We start from the raw sequence: 16890 nt of genomic DNA, 5'->3' as shown, positions 1-16890 counted from the left end.
GTTCGGCGGCGGCGTCGCCGACTGGCTGGTGAACCAGATCGGCGGGTTCCCCTCGCCGGCCGGGACCAACTCCATGGTCCAGAACGAGTACGTCGTCATCAAGCAGTACGACAAGCTCTGAGGCGCGTCGACCGCACACCGTGCCCGCGGTGGCAACACCGCGGGCACGGATATCCGGTCCCTTCCCGGGGAAGAGCCGTCGGCGCCGCGGGCGCCGACGTGGTGCCCGGCGGGGCGCTCGCCCCCTCGGCCCCGCGAACCCGAGTGCGAGTCCGCCGGTGGGGCTGACCGCGCGGCAGCGGGCCGTGGTGCTGCGGGCGGGTGGCCAGGCCGGGGCGAACATGCCGGTCAGGTTCCCGAGTGTGGGTGAGCCGGGAACCGTGGTGGCTCATGCCACGGCGGCCCGACTGGAGCCGGAGCTTGCGCGCCTGGACACCGGCATTCTCGCCCCGATTGCGGCAGCGGACGCCCGGCGGACTCTCGATGCGGCCCCCGACGCGCTCACAGCGATGCTCACCATTCGGCCAGGGGCGAGGCCACCGGGATGGTGCCACTGCCCCCGGCCCGCTGGGGCGGCCGTAACAACGGCGGTCGGCCACGGATTGACCGCTCGTGTGAGGGGGCGCTCGTGTTCGGAGGTGACCGTTGTGGTGATGAGAATCGTCGGCTTGCTGGCCGTGGCCGTCTCCCTCGTGGGATGCGGGTCAGGCGGCGGAGGCCACAGTCCCGGGGGATCGGCCCCTTCGATTCCACCGACGACTAAGACGGCGAAGGCGATTCCATCGAGGGGGGGCGGGTCTGTGACCGGGGTCGAGTATGCGAAGGCGAAGCGCGTGCTGGATCGGCATCGTGCTGAGCTCATGCGAAAAAATGGCGTGGTCGGAACAGGCATAACCGCGGTCGATCGTGATGGCGAGGCGGGGCAGAAGGTCTGGGGGATTGTCGTATATGTGACGAGCCTGTCCGGGCTCGACATACCGAAATCGCTTGAAGGGGTACCTCTGAAGAAGCACCTCAGCGGAACGATCGGCCTCCGGCCCGGACGGCATTGAGTCAAGGTCAGGGGCTCCTGATGACGCCGTGGGGCACCAGTATGAACGTGCAACGGATGACGACTTCGTCGCCGCCTTGGAGCATACACGGGTCATCGGAGCTTGAGACACTCAGATGACTGTAGTCAAAGACAGTGATCGCGCCAGTGGAGTTATCGTAGGTGGCATCGACTCCGCCAGAGTTGCCCGGTGTATCGGTGACGGTGACGTGACAGCCATTGGAGACCTCTGCGTTGATGGTGATGCCAGAGACTCGTCCGGTGGTTATGCCCGTCCTGGGGTCGTAGGCATGAGCGTTGAAGTCCCAGGGCAGGCCCGCTGCGGCGATGGTCGCCTCGTAGCCTCCGAACGTGGTGCACGCACCGCCGGCGTCTGCGGAATTTTCAAACTCGATGCTGTTGATGGAGATGATTCCGTTTCCGGAGAGACCGGTTCCACGTTCAGCGCTGACCTTTGCTCTAACGCTGTTGCATTGGGCCCACCACGACCCCGCGGTGCCGATGAAGGTTCGGCTGTTGATGGCAGTTGCGACCCCACTGAGCGGGACGCTCCAAGTGGGATTGGATTCTGCGGCCTTGTAGTCGGCGGTTCCCGAGCTCACGGTTAGGGCGAGAGTGCCCGCAAGCGCGGTGAGGAGGAGCGGCTTTCCGGTGAGCAGCTGTCCGAAGGTTGCGTTGCGTAATTGTGCAATCGCAGTACTGTACATCTCATGCCGCCAGCAAGAAGGTGGGCGTCGTCGACTGAAGCCGTTTTGCCATCCTACGCATGGTAAGCGCCTGTACCGGTTTGGTCACATCGGGGTCCTGGTCTGCTTGAGAGAACTCCGTCTACTTGAGAGTAGCGCCGGCGTCAAAAAAGTATGCGTCCGCTTCCGGTCATCCATGCCAGTGTGCAACTCCCTTGACAGGATGCAAGGAAAGGTTGACTGTGGCGCACATGGGACCGGCTGATCTTGAGAGCGGACAGGTTATCGGGACGACGGCATGACCAGACCGGAAGACTGGCGGAAGGCGCGGCCAGTGGCGGCCGAGGCCAAGAAGAAGATCTGGGCGCGCCATGGCCGCGACCCCAATGTCGTGGGTGTTGCATTCGGTGCTCCGCGGCGCGGTGGTGAACGGCTGGACACCCCCTCGTGCGTCGTTTACGTGGTGCGCAAGAAGCCCGAGGATGAACTGGCAAAAGGCGAGGTCCTGCCGCGATCGGTGACGGTCGACGGCAGCCGAATAGAGACGGATGTCGTCGAGACCGGCCGTATATACGCACACGAGTACCGGGGGCGCGAACGGCCGGCGCTCGCCGGCCTGAGCATCGGCCATGGGAATATCACCGCTGGCACCCTAGGCTGCTATGTCCTGGACAAGGCGAACGGTAACCGGCTGTCCATCCTCTCCAATAACCACGTGCTCGCGGATGTCAACCGGGGAGTGGTCGGAGACCCCATCTACCAGCCTGGGCCGGCCGACCTGCCGAAGGCGCCGGAGAATATCATCGCGAGGCTCACAAGGTTCGTACCGATCGATTTCGGCGGGACGAACTTCGTCGACTGCGCGGTCGCCGATCTCGACGTGGACTGCGCGGTCGTCGACGATGTGCGCGGCGACATGACCCGGCCGAGCCGGGAGCAGCCGGCCGTCGGTCTGCTGTTCGCCGGGCAGTCATTCGACGGGGTGGAGACGCGCACCTTTCTCTGCCCGATCAACGAGGTCGCCGCACGGCTCAACGTGGAGATGACGGCCGGGGCCGGTGCCCGGTCCGCCGTCCGGCCCGAGGATGCCCAGCCGCCCGGGGCGCCGGTGCAGAAGACCGGCCGCACCAGCGAGTACACCACCGGCCGGATCGTGGACATCGATGTCATGTTGGAGATCAACATGGGCGATGGGAGTTCGGCCCTCTTCGACAACCAGATCGCCGTCACCGGAATGAGCTGCCCCGGTGACTCCGGGTCGATCGTGTGCCGGGGCGGGACGGGGGACGTGTCCCCGATGAACTGCGGTTGCGTCTTTCTCGCCGCAGCTGAGGAGTTCACCGGGGTGCCGTGGTCCCAGGAGTGGGAGCCGATCCGGTACGCGCGGGACAAATATCTAGCCAACTCGCTGACCGGGCGCTGGGTCATCGACACATTCTTCGACAACCGGAATCAGGAGAACCTGGTCACCCGGGTCCAGGACGGATATGAGGGGGAGGTTCCGGAGGAGGACCGCGCCTTCGTCCAGGCGGTCTACGGCCAGTACTTCAGCGAGGTGAAGGTCGCGCTCTACGCCCCCGATCGCGACGACATCCGGGTCACTCAGCAGCATGTGACCGAGACGCAGGACGCCATCAACCGGGCACGCAAGTACATGCTGCCGGAAGAGGCCGACGCGGTACAGGAGGTCTTCGAGCTCTGTCGGGACAGGGTGCTCGGCAAGAACGGCCGCGAGCTTATCGCGCTGCTCGACGACGAGACGCTCTATCAGCGGATCAGAGAGATCGCCGCCGCGTCCGACTCGATCTCCGATCCCTATGCCTGAAGGCGGTGGGCACATGGGCTCCCGGCCCGGCGGAGGTTCCCCACGACCGGACCTCGGCTGGCTCACCTACGGTCCGGCGCACGATCTGCTGTCGTCCCTCGACGACACATTGGTGACGTTCACTCGGTCCGACGATGTACGGCTGTCCGCGGTCGCGGAACACCTGGTGCGGCGAGGCGGCAAGCGCGTGCGTCCGGCACTGCTGTTCACCGCGGCCGGGGCCGCCTCACGTGTCGGAGCCTCTGCGCCGGGCGGGGCATCCGAGCCCGCCGCAGAGGACGCCGATCTGCTGACGGCGGCCGCGGCGATTGAGCTTCTGCATGTAGCCGCGCTGTATCACGACGACGTCATGGACCGCGCCGACATGCGGCGCGGCGCGTCCACCGTCAACGCACTGCGCGGTGACGCCGAGGCCCTGACGGCGGGCACGTTCTTGTTCGCGCGTGCGATCCGGATGCTGGTGGAACTGGACGGGCGGCTGGCCGGCTGGGCGGGCCAGAGCGCGCTGGCCCTTGCCCTGGGGCAGCTCCAAGAGGCGGAGAACGCCTACAACGTCGGCCATCGGCTCGACTCGTACATCCAAATCGCGGCCCGTAAGACGGCTGCGCTGTTCGAACTCTCCTGCCGGGTCGGCGCTCGTCTGGCCGGGGCGAGCCGGGAGACCGCGAACGCCCTCGGTCTGTACGGCCGTGGTCTGGGGCTGGCGTTCCAGGCGGCCGATGACACGCTCGACATCACCGCCGAGGGCGGTCTTGGCAAGCGTCCGGGCATCGACCTGCGCGAGGGAGTCTACGGGCTGCCGGTGCTGCTTGCGCTGCAGCGCAAGACCGCGGAGGCCGACCGGCTCCGGCGGATCCTGGAGCGGGACGACCTGGACGAGGCCGGGCGAGCGGAGGTACGGGCACTGGTCATCGCCGCTGGGGGCGTGACCGGGGCCGTCAAGGTCGCGCACCGGTACGGGCAGGAGGCCGTGGCACGGATCGCCCAACTGGCCGACTCGGATGCCAAGGAGTCCCTGATACGGCTGCCGCAGTACGTGGTGCTCCGGCGGCATTGAACCGGCCAGCTGGAGGCGCGGCCGGTTCTGCGAGGACGGTTCACCGACAAACCGAGGAGAAGGACGGAGACGACGAGAATGCCCCGACGAGACAGGCCCCGTTCCGTGGACGGTGCCCGCACGCAGACCCGGCGAGGATTCCTGCGCTCGACGGGGCTGGCGATCGCCGGCGCTGCGGCGGCGGTCGGCCTTCCTGCGGCGATGTCGGCGGCTCCGGCCGCATCCGGCGGCACGGCCGCCGGCGCCCTGGCCGATGCCCGGCGGCTCAGTTATCGAGCGGTGGCCGAGACCGTGGCCGCCCTGCGGGGCTCTGACCGCGGAAGCGATGTGACGGCAGCCGAGGAGCGAATCGTTACCTGGTATGCGAAGGCGACCACTGCTGAGCGTACGGAGATCGATGCAGCGCTCGACGCCGTCACCGAGGTGCTCGGCGCTATGGAGCGTTCGTCGCGGGAGGCCCGCGACCGCGCCGTCGGCATGGCGGAACACCTCACCGGACCGCATGAGAGGCCGCTCACCTCCGCGATCGGTCTCGCGGTCAGCGGACTGGCCGGTGAGCAGTCCAGGCCGATGGACGCGTACTCGGCCGGGCGCCTGTACGCCCGGCTGATCCGGGTGCTGCCCGAGCAGCGCGGCCCCGGCCGGATGCCGGGCCCCGAACGAGCAGGGAACAAGTCGGCGCCCTGCCTGCCGCAGGCGAGCTGAGCCCAGATGACCAGGAGCCGATGATGGACGACGCGGATGTGGTGATCGTGGGAGCGGGTCCGGCCGGGGCGACGGCCGCGTTCCATCTCGCGCGGCGCGGGAGGCGGGTGATCCTGCTGGACCGGTCCGCCTTCCCGCGCGACAAGCCCTGCGGTGACGCGGTCACCCGGGCCGGCGTGCGGCTGCTGGCCGAGATGGGCGTACTCGCCGGTCTCGGCCGGACCCGGGTCATCGGCGGGCTCAGCGTCTCGATGGGCGCAGAGGGCCGGCGCAGTACGCGCGACTTCCGCTACGGGGACGACGGATACGGGATCGTGGTCCCACGCGCCGCGCTGGACGAGGCGATCGTCGCCCGCGCTGTCGGCGCCGGTGCCGACTTCCGCGATCGCGTCCGCGTGGCGGGGCTGGTCCAGGCGGACGCCGGGGCGGTCCGAGGAGTCGAGATCGCCGGCGGAGCGGGAGTCCTGCGTGCTCCCGTGGTCGTGGCTGCGGACGGGGGCACCTCCGTTCTGGCCCGACGGTCCATGCGGGAGGGACGGCGGCACGACCGGTTCGGATACGCGGTCCGCGCGTACTTCGACCTCCAAGAGGCGGGTGGGCTCGACGACCTCCTGCGCTTCGTCATGCCGCTCGCGCATCCGGCGACCGGGGCGCGGCTTCCCGCCTACGGCTGGATCTTCCCCATGGGCTCGGACCGGGTCAACGTCGGCGTCGGTGTGGCCGAGCGGCAGCCCGGCGTGAACCTGGCCGACATGTTCGCCGGGTTCGCCGATGAACTGCGCACCAACCTGCCGGGCTTCGCCGGGGCCCGGCAGGACGGACCGCTGCGCGGCGCCCCCTTGTGCACCGGGTTCGTGCCGGAGCGGTCCTGGGCGCCGGGGCTGCTCCTGGTGGGAGACGCGGCCGGCATGATCAACCCGGCGACCGGGGAGGGCATCAGCTTCGCCCTCGAATCAGGCAAGATCGCCGCGGAGATCATCGATGCCCGGCTCGAGACTGGGCGGACGGACGACTTCTCGGCGTACGCGACCTCCCTGGCCCGCAGGTTCAGCGGCCATCTGGAGACCGGCCGGCACGCCGCCGTCCGGCACCGGCTCGCGTGGCGGGTCCTGGAGGACACCTTCGAGTCCGACCGACCGATTTTCGCCCTGGTCCGGCGCACCACCCTTTCCCCCGGCCCCGGCGTCGACTCGCGGGCGCAGGCCGTGTCCGCCGACCTGCGCGGCTGCCTGCGCCCAGGCCTCGGCCTCGGGTCCCAACTGGTCGTTGCCAGTGAGATCCTGGCCGACACGGTTCGCCGCGACTGGCCATTCCTGGCGCGGCTGCACTCGGTGGCGGCCGACGAACATGTCCTCGCGCGTCCGGCGCTGTTCGTGCTGCTCGCCGCGCGCTGCCGGGGAGACGGTGACGGTACGCCCCGCGAGATTTCCCGGGCTGATACGGGACCCGATCATCTGGTCACGCTGGCGGCTTCTGCCGACCTCGCGGCGATGGCGGTGTTGGCCGCCGCCAGCGTGGACGTACACCCTGCCAACGATGCCCCCGCCGGGCCGAACTGGGGGACGACGTTCGCCGTCCTTGCCTCCGATCTGTTGCTCGCGCGGGCGCTGGCGCTCTGTGCGACCACGAGCCCGGCGCTGGCCGCACAGGTCGCCTCCGCCGTCGAGGAGGCGTGCCGGGGCCGGATGCGCGAGCTGGCCGCCCACCGGCTCAGTACGCCGCCCGAGCCCCGCCGGTGGCTGGAGCTGTCGTCGCGGTCCGGGCTCGCCGCGCTGGCGGCCGCCTCCTGTGAGCTGGGCGCCCGTGCCTCCGGAGCAGCGGATGCGGTGATCACGGCCCTCGGTGGGTACGGCCGGAGCATCGGCCTGGCGGTCCAGCTCCTGGAGGACGACCGACGCCTGTCCGGCGGCACGGACCAGCTCGGTCGCGACGCGCTGGCCGATCTCGACGAGGCATCCCCAAGTGCGCCCTTCCGGCTGGCACGAGTGCATCTCGGGTCGCGCCTGGAAGCGCTTCACTGCTTCGCAGGCGACACCCGCACCCGCGCCGATCGGGCGGCCGAACTGGTCCGCCTGATCGGCACGACCACCGTGCTTCAGCAGACCCGCGACTGGACCCACGAGCTCGTCGACGAGGCTGAGCGAGCCCTCGAACGAGTCCCCCCATGCCCTGCCCGCGACTCTCTCGCCGCCATCGCGCAGCAGGTGCGGCGCCACGCGGGTGCGGATCTCACGGCTATCTCAGGGCGGACCGACCCGACCAGCGTTCACGCACGAAGGGCACAGTCATGAAACGGCGCCTCATCCCCCTTCTGGCCCGCTGCCTCACGCTGGCGCTGGTGCTCTCGCTGACGACCGTGCTCACCGACCAGGCCGGCAGCGGCGGCAGGGCGGCGGCCGCGCCGCGATCGCCGGCCCTCGCGGCGAAGGCCGCCGACCCGGCGTCCCCGCAGGCCGGGCAGTTCTACTCGGTACGGGGTCGGGCGGCCGGCCCACTGGACATCGCCGCCGGTGCGACCGCCACGGTGAAGGTGGCGGGGGTGGCCGGCGTGCCGGCATCGGGAGCGGCCACCGTCGCGCTGAACCTGGCATCGAAGGGCACCAGTGCAGCCGGTTCCCTCGTGGTGTTCCCCTCCGGGGCGGCCGAGCCGGGGGCGGTCGCGTCGGCCTATCGCGGCGATATCTACGTCCACAACCTGGTGACCGCCAAGGTCGGCGCGGACGGCCAGGTCAAGATCGCCAACCGCGGCGGGGGTGTTGTTCGGGTCTATGTCGATCTGTACGGATACACGCTCTCGCAGGCCGGTACCGCGGCCGGAAGCGTCTACGTCGCGCTGCCGGGATCCTCCCTCCTCGGCAGGACCGATATTGAAGCCGGTGCTACGTATACCTTCAGACCTCTCGGAAAAGGCGGCATTCCGAACTCACTCTCCGTGACTCACATTGCGGTCACCGTCAACGCCGGCTCGTCGGGCACGGGAAAGATCACGTTTTACCCTTCGGGAACCGCCCGACCTGCCCTGCCCAACCTGGATTTCAGCGGGAACAACCCGGCGCGGAACTTCGTGATCGTCCCCGTGGGCGACGACGGCGAGGTGACCATCAGTGCCACCGGGGCCGCGGCGACCATCTACGTCGACGTGGCCGGTTACTACGTGAAGCCCTCGACCACCAGGACCGGCGCGGTCGCTCAGCCTCTGCAGCCGACCCGGATCGCCACCAACGTGAGCATCGGGGAGGACAGCAGTCACACCTTCGCGCCGCTGGGCAAGGGGGGTGTCCCCACGGACCCTGGCGTCTGGGCGGTGGGCATCAACGTCATCGTCAAGGGCAATGCCGGCACATGCTGCTACGCCGTGATGGTCAACGACGCGCTCACGGTGGAATACGCGGGGAGCGCGACCGCGAGCGGCTACACCACGGCCAAGATCGGTGACAACGGAACGATCAACGTCCGCAACGCGGGCCCCGCCGTCACGGTGCAGATCGACGTGTTCGCGTACTACAGCGGGCCGACCGAACCGGGGGCTCCCAGCGATGTCACGGGAACCCCCCGGCATCAGGCGGTCCAGCTGACCTGGCAGCCGCCCTCCGAGGATGGCGGCACCCCCATCACCGGATACAAGGTCACCGCCTCTCCCGGCGGGGCCACCGCCACCACGTCCGGTGAGACCACGGCCACCGTCCGCGGGCTGGAGAACGGCCGGGCATACACGTTCACCGTCACGGCCACCAACCTCGTCGGGACCGGTCCGCCGTCTGCGCCATCCGCGGCGATCACGCCGGTGGCGGGCCGGGTGCCCGGCCAGCCCACCGCCGTCACCGGAACCCCTGGCCACGGCCAGATCAAGGTGTCGTGGAAGGCGCCGGCCGATGATGGTGACGACGCGATCACCAGGTACACCGTCACCGCCGCGCCCGGGGGAGAGATCGTGCGCACCCACTTGGACGAGACCGAGGCCACGGTGACCGGCCTCGTCAACGGGACACCGTATGCTTTCACGGTCACGGCGACCAACGGCATCGGCACCGGCCCGGCGTCGGCGCCCTCGGACCTGGTCGCCCCCGAGCCTCCGCGGTCGCCCGGCAAACCCCTGATCACCGAGGTCTTCCCACGGGACGGCGCGGTCAGGGTGAGTTGGAGTCCGCCGGAGACCGGTTCCTCCGGTCTCACCGGATACCGGGTCATCACGAACCCGGGCGGGGGCACCACCGCCGTCGAGCCGGACAAGACCGAGGCCACGATCACCGGCCTGACCAACGATGAGCCCTACACCTTCTCACTGGTCGCCATCAACGACTTCGGCCATGCGACCTCACGGGCCTCCGATCCGGTCACCCCCGTCGCGGCCGATGTCCCGCTGCCTCCACCCGGCCTCATGACGACGCCGCTGGGCGGACGGATCGACGTCCAATGGGTAGAGCCCCCGGACGGCGGAGCGCCTGTCACCGGCTACAAGTTGACGGCCGAGCCCGGGGGGCACGCGGTGGACGTGCCCGCCGGTACGACCGTGGCGCCGATCACCGGCCTGACGAACGGCACTGCCTACCTGGTGAAGGTGGTCGCCACGAACAAGGCCGGCGACAGCAGACCATCCGAGCAGGCCGATGTCGTACCGGACGCGGCGCGGCCGCCGGGCGCCCCGCGAGAGATACAGGCGGGTGTCACCGCGACCGGCTCGGTGGCGCTGAACTGGTCTGTGCCCGATGACACCGGCACCGCGCCGATCACCGGTTACACCGTCACGGCCGCGCCTGGCGGGTCGACCGCGACCACCACGGGTACGACCGCGACCATGACCGGACTGGATCCCGCGACCCAGTACACCTTCACCGTCCGCGCCGCCAACACCCACGGGGCGGGGTCGCCGAGCGCGGCGACCGACCCGCTCACCCCCAAGTTGACCGTCACGGCGAACCCGCTGGTGGTGCTGTCGGAGGCATCGGTCAAGACCCTGCGCGCAGCCCACAAGGACGGGACTCTCTACTTCGAGGAGCCCACGCCCCAGGTCACCGCCCTCACCGTCGGCTCCATCGTGGTGATCACCCCCACCGGCAAGGTGCCTGACGGCGTCTTCCGCACGATCACCGGAGTGACCCGGCGGGCCGGGCTGCTGATTCTTTCGGCGCGGCGGGCGGCGTTGAACGAGGCAGTGATCGACGGCGGGTTCTCGATGGACGCCTTCCTCGGAGCGCGGGACACTCCGCAACTCGAGGCACTGGCCCCCGGCGTGCGGATCCGCCGCCCCACGATCCGTGGAAAGACCGTCGACCAGGGCGCGCCGTCAGGTGGTGTGACCCCGCGAGGCGTGTCGGCTGGGATCAGGGACGGCAGCCTGGTGCTCGAATTCTCCTTCGCCACCGGACCGGACAAGAAGGAGGGCCGGGTCGGAAAGGTGGAAGCGTGGTGGACCTTCACTCCGCACATCCGCCCGAGGGTGTGGGTGTCCGCAGGCAAGACCTACATGGACTCCCACCTGTCGCTGGCCTACGCGGACGAATACCGAGTGAAACTGGGGATCGGCTCGGACTTCGATATCACCAAGAAGTTCGCCAAGCTAAAGTTCAGCCGCAAACTACTCTACTACGTCCCGCCGCTGTGGGTGCAGCCCACTTTCAACCTTGCGGTGAATGTCAAGGGCGAGATATCCGGTGGCGTGAGCGTGGCGCTGCAACACAATAGGGAGGTCGGTGCGCATATCTGGAAGGACGACACGGGAGTTCACTTCGAGAAGATCGACCGGGAGGGATCCAACAAGGGCTGGCATGCCGACTTTTATCTCGATGCGTCTGTCCATGGCGCTGTGCTGGCGGAGTTCACGCTGATCTTCGATGAGATCGGCGGCCCTGGAGTAGCTGTCGGCCCATACCTTGAGGCAAAGGCGGACACCACGCAGAATCCCTGGTGGGAGGTGAGGATCGGTATCCGGGTCGATGCTTACTTACGGTTAAGCCCACTCTTCGGTGAGGGCGAGGGCCGCCTTGATGGCATTATCAACCTCTTCTGGACCATCCTCCACGCCGGCGGGCCGTTCATCGGACTCACGGTCGAGCCCGCACGCACCGAGACCGACGTCAACGTGCCCGTTGCCTTCACGGCCAAGTTCGCCGGAATCCCGCCGGGGCCCGTCGAATGGAAGGTCACCTCAGGGCCGGGAACCATCGACGGCAACGGCCGGTTCGTCTCATCTGAGCGCGGCACCTCGGAGATCACGGCCACCAGCGCGGGCTACAGTGCGAGCGCCTTGGTCTACGTGCTGTGCCGCGCCGGAACCCTGGCCAGCACGGACCTGGCGGCAGACGGGCCCGACCCTGGGGTCAGTCCATCTGCGCCCAGTGGCGTCACCGCCGCCCCTGGCCCCGCGTCCGCGACCGTCTCCTGGACCCCGCCCGGACGCCCGGGACCGCTGCCCGTTCGCGAGTACGCGATCGTGACCAGCCCGGCCACCACCACGACTTATGTGCGTGGGGACGTGACGACCGCCGTCATTAACGGTCTGTCGCCATACCAGAAGTACCATTTCACTGTTTATGCACTCAATGATGCGGCGATGAGTCCGGCGTCCGAGCCGGGCCCGGGTGTCGAGCCCGGCGACTCGATCATCCCGATCGACACGGTGACCGTGACCCCTTCTTCCACCGTATTCGGTGAGCGCCCGCCGGCCCGCTGGTCCTCGGTGCTGCTGCCACCCGTGCGGCCGGCACGGGAGTGCTGCTCATGAGCTCCGACGACATCCCCGACGAGTTCCCCGAGGGCGCCTATATCGCCCGGCAGACCTGGCGCGGCAATCTTCCTGTCCTAGTGGCGCTCGGCGTCGTGGACATATTCCTTCTCTACCAGACCATTCGGCGACCCGGACCCGGCGCTGTCTTCGCGCTGACGGCGTTCTGCGCGCTGACGGCGTTCTTCGCCGTTCTCACAGCGAGGTCGGTGCGCCGCCGGGAGGTGTCGTTCGCGGTAGACGCCCGCGGCGTCTACTTCGGCCCGACCGGCGAAGGCGCTCTACCGGAGTTGATCCCCTGGTCATGGATCGACTCCATTGTGACGTTCGACAGGATCGTGCACGGCCGCAACCAGAAAGGGCGAGTGCATTGTGTGGGGGCGGAACTCAACGCTGCGGGCGTCACCGTCCGAATGAGCCGCTTGCCCAGGCCACCAGAGCTGCCGCCGCCGACTGCGGCGGAGGAGGAGTTCAAAGAGGCAGCCTTGATGCCCTGGTTCTCCCGGATGGTTGGCGAGCCATCGCTTGTAGAGCGGGATATCCAGGGCTGGCGACTGGATGCGGGAAGCCTGGCCGAGGCGGTCATGCGCTACGCGCCTGACACGCCCATCGCGCGGCGTCCCACCCGACCTGCACCGAGCATCGCGCGCATTGCGGCCACCGCCTGGCAGGTGCGCAAGAACCTGCAACGACTCGCTGAACGGGAAGACGACCACAGGAAAGACGAAGACCAATGACGTGGCGCCGGAGCCGTCTGCCTCTTCTCGCCCGGCGGACGATGACGGACCCGTAGGAGTGGCATGGCAACCGAATCTCTGAGGAACCGGCTTCCGTCCGAGACCAGTCGGCCGTGGGTGATCGGCGCAGTTCTGCTCTGCGCGGTCGGGACGCTCGGGGCGGTCGCCAACTCGGCGCGCCCGAGAGGGGACGTCGGTCGCGCGGCCGGGTTCGCGGACGTCCTGCGCATCAACCCGGGCGTCGTGTCGGTCGGCCAGACCGCCGTGGTCGCGGTGGTGATGGTCGCCGGTTTCGCGGCGATGTGGTGGTCGCTGCGGCGCAGCTGGCCGTGGCTGCTGGTCGCGGGTGTGGCCCTGACGCTCCCCACCGAGGTCGTGAACGTCGTGGCCCACAACGAGCTGTTCAGCGGTGCGGCCTGGTTCTACTTCGGCTCGGTCACGGCCGGGGCGCAACTGGTGCTGCTGGGCACGTTGGCCGCCGGGCTCCGGCTCGTCCACATCGGGGCGCCCGGCGCGGGCGCGATTCTGATCGGGGCGGGCGCGGGCGCCCAGGTCTTCGGCGCGGCCACCGACGTGTGGATCGCGCACATCGCGATCGTCCGGCCCGGCGGTTACCCGGTCGACTTCGCGGAGGCCGTCCAAGCCCTGCTGCACCTCGCGTTCCTGGCAACCGCGATCGGCGGCGCGGTGCTCCTGCTGGGCCTGTACTTCCGCTATGACGGACGGCCCGAGTTGGCCGGGCCGTCCGAAGCAGAGCCCGCGATGGGAGTCCGGACGGCGATCGCGGGCGCGGCGGCGGCCCTGGCGTTCGTCCCGGCCGCCGCAATGGAGACGGTCAAGGGCGGGTTCGGCGTCGGTGCGTGCTGGCTCCTGCTGGGCGCGGGCCTGGCGGCGGCAGCCGTCGCGGGGCTCCGCGCGGCGCTCGGCACTGTCATCGCGTCGGCGATCGTCGTCGGAGCCTCCGGCCCGGCGAGCGCGCTCATCCAGGGGATGAATACGAGTTCCGTCGGCATGTGGTTCCTGGTGGCGCTCGGTGTGGTGGTCGGGGCCGCCGCCGCGTTCCCGCCCTGGCGAAACTGGGCCACCCTGACCGGATGCATCACCTGCGCCGCCGCGCTTGCCACCATCATGCTGATCCGCCCGGACGCCGTGACCGTGCTCATCATCGTCCTCCTCGCCGCCACCGTCACCGTCGCGATCGCTTCGCTCGGCACCTGGCTGACCCAGGACGGCCTTTCCCCGGCCGTCCTGGGTCCGCTGCTCTTCGCGACCGTCATCGGAGCCTGCGGCCTCCTCGGAGACTGGCAGGGAACCGGCCGCCGGGGACCGAACACAGAACTGTTCCGCGAGCCCGGCCACCTCTGGCTCTACACCGTCCTGCTGCTCCTGGCGGGCCTCGCCGTCATCGCACTGGACCACTGGCGCACCCGCCCCGCCGCAGCAGATTGACCCGGACCGGTGGTCAGCGGTCGCCGGAGTGTAGGGAGGTGTTCGCGCCGAAACCGAGGCCGTCATGGGCTCCGTCGTGGGGACGCGGCGGAGTCGGAGCGTCCTTGCGCTTGCTGGCGCGCGTGTCGGGCGGGACGGTGTGCGGGACCTCGAACCAGACCCGCAGCCGGCCGTCGTCGAGCTGCTCGAACCCCCACGACTTGGCGAGCATCGCCAGGATGGGCAGGCCGCGCCCGTGCTCGCCATCCGAGTCGTCCCTGTGGTGCGGGACGGAACTGCTGCCCTCGTCGGTGACCTCGATCCGGATGTTGGACGTGTCCACGTAGGCGTCCACCTCCACAAGGTGGCCCTCGCCGTGGACGATCGCGTTGGTCAGCGTCTCCGACAGGAGGAGGACGCTGTCCTCGCAGGCACCGTGCTTAGCGCCGAGGAGCGGTTCGAGCCGTCCCAGCAGCCACCGCCGCCCGTTCGCCACGTTCTGCGGCGCGGACGGGATGACGCACGTCCCCAGGTGCTTCATCGGGCCCGCACCGCCCACGCGACCCGGGCCGCGGCCTCGCCCACGTCCCCGGCCATGCTCCACTGGTCGCCGAAGGCGTAGAGCCACCGTCCCCGGTGGTCGACCGCCGCGACCCCGAGCCATCTGCGCGGCCAGGCCCGTCCCGGCACCCACAGCACCGCCTCACCCCGCGACGGGTGGACGAGCATGGACGCGCACTGCTGACGTTCCCCCAGCTTGAGACACAGATCAGCCAGGAGGCTGAACCGCACCACGTGCGGTCGCTGATCCGCTGACATCGTCGGACGCCCCTTCTCCAGGCACGCGAACGACCACGATTCACCCAGCTTTCTTCCGTGATCACTCATATACCGTGCGTGATTTTCGCTACGGTCAGAGTGTGCACTGTCGATCTACTCTCCGTAAAGGGTTTGGATGGACTAGTGCATCCGATCTTGTTGCAGATCTCGCGCAAACCGGGCGAAAGGAGATGTTATGGCTGGCCGAACAAGCCCTACGGTTCGCCGTCGCCGTCTGTCGAAGGAGTTGCGCCGGCTGCGGCGCGACTCAGGTAAGACCCGTGAGCAGGTTGCCGGCTTCGTTGGCTGCTCGCCCGTAACGATCACTCGCATCGAAGGCGCTCAGACCGCAGGGACGGTACCGATCGTCGCGAGGATGCTGGAGTTCTACGGAGTGAAGGGCAAGAGCTACGACGTCCTCCTCACTCTCTGCCGCGAGGCGCGCAAGCGCGGCTGGTGGCACCAGTACTCCGGCTCCATCCCCGAGTGGTTCGAGGTCTACGTCGGCCTCGAAGAGGAGGCATCGGAAATTCTGACCTATGAATCCGAAGCCGTCCCAGGACTCCTTCAGACCGAGCGATACATGCGGGCGATGCTTCTCGCAGACATCCGCGCCCCCCGTGAGGAGGAGATCGACCGACAAGTCTCTCTCCGCTTGAAGCGCCAGGAACGAATGACCAGCGCTGACGCGCCGAAGATGTGGGCAGTGCTTAACGAGGCAGTGGTCCGAAGGCAAGTCGGTGGGCCAGAGACCATGCGGGAGCAACTCGAACACCTCACCTCGATGTCTCTGCTCAACCACATCAACGTTGTGGTCCTGCCGCACAGTGCTGGCGCGCACCCGTCTATGGACGGGCCTTGCAACGTCTTGAGGTTTCCTGAGCCAGCGGACCCAGACGTCGTGTACATCCAGTACCGCCGGGGAAGCATCTACCTGGAAGACGCCATGGACGTCGATGCTTACGTGGATCTATTCGATCACCTGCGCTCCTGCGCGCTCAGCCCGGACGCGTCCCGTGCTTTGATGGGGCAAGTAGTCGAAGAACTGGTCTAGAAGTTCAACCAGAGGTAGAGGCCGTCATGAAGTCCCCCCACATCGAGTGGCGCACGAGTACCTACAGCACCCAGCAAGGCAATTGCGTTGAAGTCGGCGCCTGGCGCACGAGCAGCCACAGTGGTGAGCAAGGCAACTGTGTGGAGCTCGGTGCTTGGTGCAAGAGCAGCCACAGCACGGGCAACGGCGGTCAGTGCGTTGAGGTCGCGACAGGCGAAACGACGGTTCTTGCACGGGACTCCAAGGATCCGGACGGACCGGTGCTCGGCTTTGGCGCCGACGCCTGGGCTGCCTTCCTCGACACCGTGAAGAGCGGCAGCCTCGACCCCGCGTAACGCCCTCCCGCGTGGGACGCCTTCCCGCGTCCCGCCCTCCCGCGCGCCTCCCTCGAGCCGCGCCCCGCGTCCCGCGCCCCGCGTCCCGCGCCCCGCGTCCCGCGCCCCGCGTCCCGCGCCCCGCGTCCCGCGCCCCGCGCCCCGCGTCCCGCGCCCCGCGTCCCGCGTCCCGCTCTCCCGCGCGACGTCCTCCCGCACGACGCCCAATTCAGCCAGCACCCGCCGCCGACCGCCGACCGCCGGCTGGCGGCCGCCACAACCGAACCGAACAACCGCCCCGGACGTGACCACAGCGTCCGGCGCACCCCCCTCCCCGCCCGGCGATGATCCCGGCCCGTCAGACGGAGCCGCCAACTCGTTGATCTGCGGCGTGTTGTTGTTATGGACGCCCCCATCCCCCGCAGGATGCGGTAGTCGACGTCCCACAGCCAGGACGTGTCGCGGCCGTCCGGCCCCTGGGCGTTGATCGACA

At 68.9% G+C, this 16890-nt stretch carries 13 protein-coding genes; 10 read left to right on the top strand and 3 right to left on the bottom strand.

The annotated features are described in order from the left end of the window. Positions 1–800 precede the first annotated feature (800 nt). Complete coding sequence (locus ABZ806_RS20535) at positions 801–1052, top strand: hypothetical protein (RefSeq protein ID WP_500218920.1); 252 nt, start codon at positions 801–803, stop codon at positions 1050–1052. 7 nt (positions 1053–1059) lie between these two features. On the opposite strand, the gene ABZ806_RS20530 is transcribed toward ABZ806_RS20535, so the two are convergent. Then, positions 1060–1758: a hypothetical protein gene (locus tag ABZ806_RS20530; protein ID WP_500218919.1), complete on the bottom strand. Its 699-nt coding sequence runs from the start codon at positions 1756–1758 to the stop codon at positions 1060–1062. A gap of 277 nt (positions 1759–2035) precedes the next feature. Between ABZ806_RS20530 and ABZ806_RS20525 the strand changes: the two genes are divergently transcribed. The 7 genes from ABZ806_RS20525 (at position 2036) to ABZ806_RS20495 (ending at position 14231) form a co-directional block, all read left to right on the top strand. Beyond that, positions 2036–3562, top strand: coding sequence for a hypothetical protein (locus ABZ806_RS20525; protein WP_500218918.1), 1527 nt, complete (start codon positions 2036–2038; stop codon positions 3560–3562). A gap of 13 nt (positions 3563–3575) precedes the next feature. Beyond that, positions 3576–4619, top strand: coding sequence for a polyprenyl synthetase family protein (locus ABZ806_RS20520; protein WP_500218917.1), 1044 nt, complete (start codon positions 3576–3578; stop codon positions 4617–4619). A 105-nt stretch (positions 4620–4724) separates the two neighbouring features. Next, the gene (locus tag ABZ806_RS20515) at positions 4725–5324 is read left to right on the top strand and encodes a hypothetical protein (protein WP_500218916.1); all 600 of its coding nucleotides are present in this window, start codon (positions 4725–4727) and stop codon (positions 5322–5324) included. A 23-nt stretch (positions 5325–5347) separates the two neighbouring features. After that, positions 5348–7615: a geranylgeranyl reductase family protein gene (locus tag ABZ806_RS20510; RefSeq protein ID WP_500218915.1), complete on the top strand. Its 2268-nt coding sequence runs from the start codon at positions 5348–5350 to the stop codon at positions 7613–7615. Next, on the top strand, positions 7612–12045 hold the full coding sequence (locus ABZ806_RS20505) for a fibronectin type III domain-containing protein (protein ID WP_500218914.1): 4434 nt from the start codon (positions 7612–7614) through the stop codon (positions 12043–12045). Before ABZ806_RS20510 ends, ABZ806_RS20505 begins: the two co-directional genes overlap by 4 nt. Further along, positions 12042–12782, top strand: a complete 741-nt coding sequence (locus tag ABZ806_RS20500) for a hypothetical protein (RefSeq protein ID WP_500218913.1) — start codon at positions 12042–12044, stop codon at positions 12780–12782. Before ABZ806_RS20505 ends, ABZ806_RS20500 begins: the two co-directional genes overlap by 4 nt. A 63-nt stretch (positions 12783–12845) precedes the next feature. After that, positions 12846–14231, top strand: a complete 1386-nt coding sequence (locus ABZ806_RS20495) for a hypothetical protein (protein WP_500218912.1) — start codon at positions 12846–12848, stop codon at positions 14229–14231. Between the two features lie 13 nt (positions 14232–14244). Here the strand turns inward: ABZ806_RS20495 and ABZ806_RS20490 are convergent, their stop codons facing one another. Both ABZ806_RS20490 and ABZ806_RS20485 read right to left on the bottom strand, forming a co-directional pair. Continuing rightward, positions 14245–14751, bottom strand: coding sequence for an ATP-binding protein (locus ABZ806_RS20490; RefSeq protein ID WP_500218911.1), 507 nt, complete (start codon positions 14749–14751; stop codon positions 14245–14247). Then, entirely contained in the window at positions 14748–15029 is a 282-nt protein-coding gene (locus ABZ806_RS20485) for a hypothetical protein (protein ID WP_500218910.1), read from the bottom strand. The genes ABZ806_RS20490 and ABZ806_RS20485 overlap by 4 nt, the downstream gene beginning before the upstream one ends. 196 nt (positions 15030–15225) lie before the next feature. Here ABZ806_RS20485 and ABZ806_RS20480 point away from each other — a divergent pair, with 196 nt between their 5' ends. Next, positions 15226–16083 carry a helix-turn-helix domain-containing protein gene (locus ABZ806_RS20480; RefSeq protein WP_500218909.1) on the top strand — a complete coding sequence of 286 codons (858 nt, stop codon included), beginning with the start codon at positions 15226–15228 and terminating at the stop codon, positions 16081–16083. Between the two features lie 26 nt (positions 16084–16109). Beyond that, complete coding sequence (locus ABZ806_RS20475; protein WP_500218908.1) at positions 16110–16418, top strand: DUF397 domain-containing protein; 309 nt, start codon at positions 16110–16112, stop codon at positions 16416–16418. Positions 16419–16890: the final 472 nt, after the last annotated feature.

Origin of the sequence: Spirillospora sp. NPDC047418, assembly GCF_040643275.1 — a bacterium.
Classification (GTDB): domain Bacteria; phylum Actinomycetota; class Actinomycetes; order Streptosporangiales; family Streptosporangiaceae; genus Spirillospora.
The sequence above is the reverse complement of the archived record's forward strand: the minus strand, read 5'-3'. Positions and strand labels throughout refer to the sequence as shown.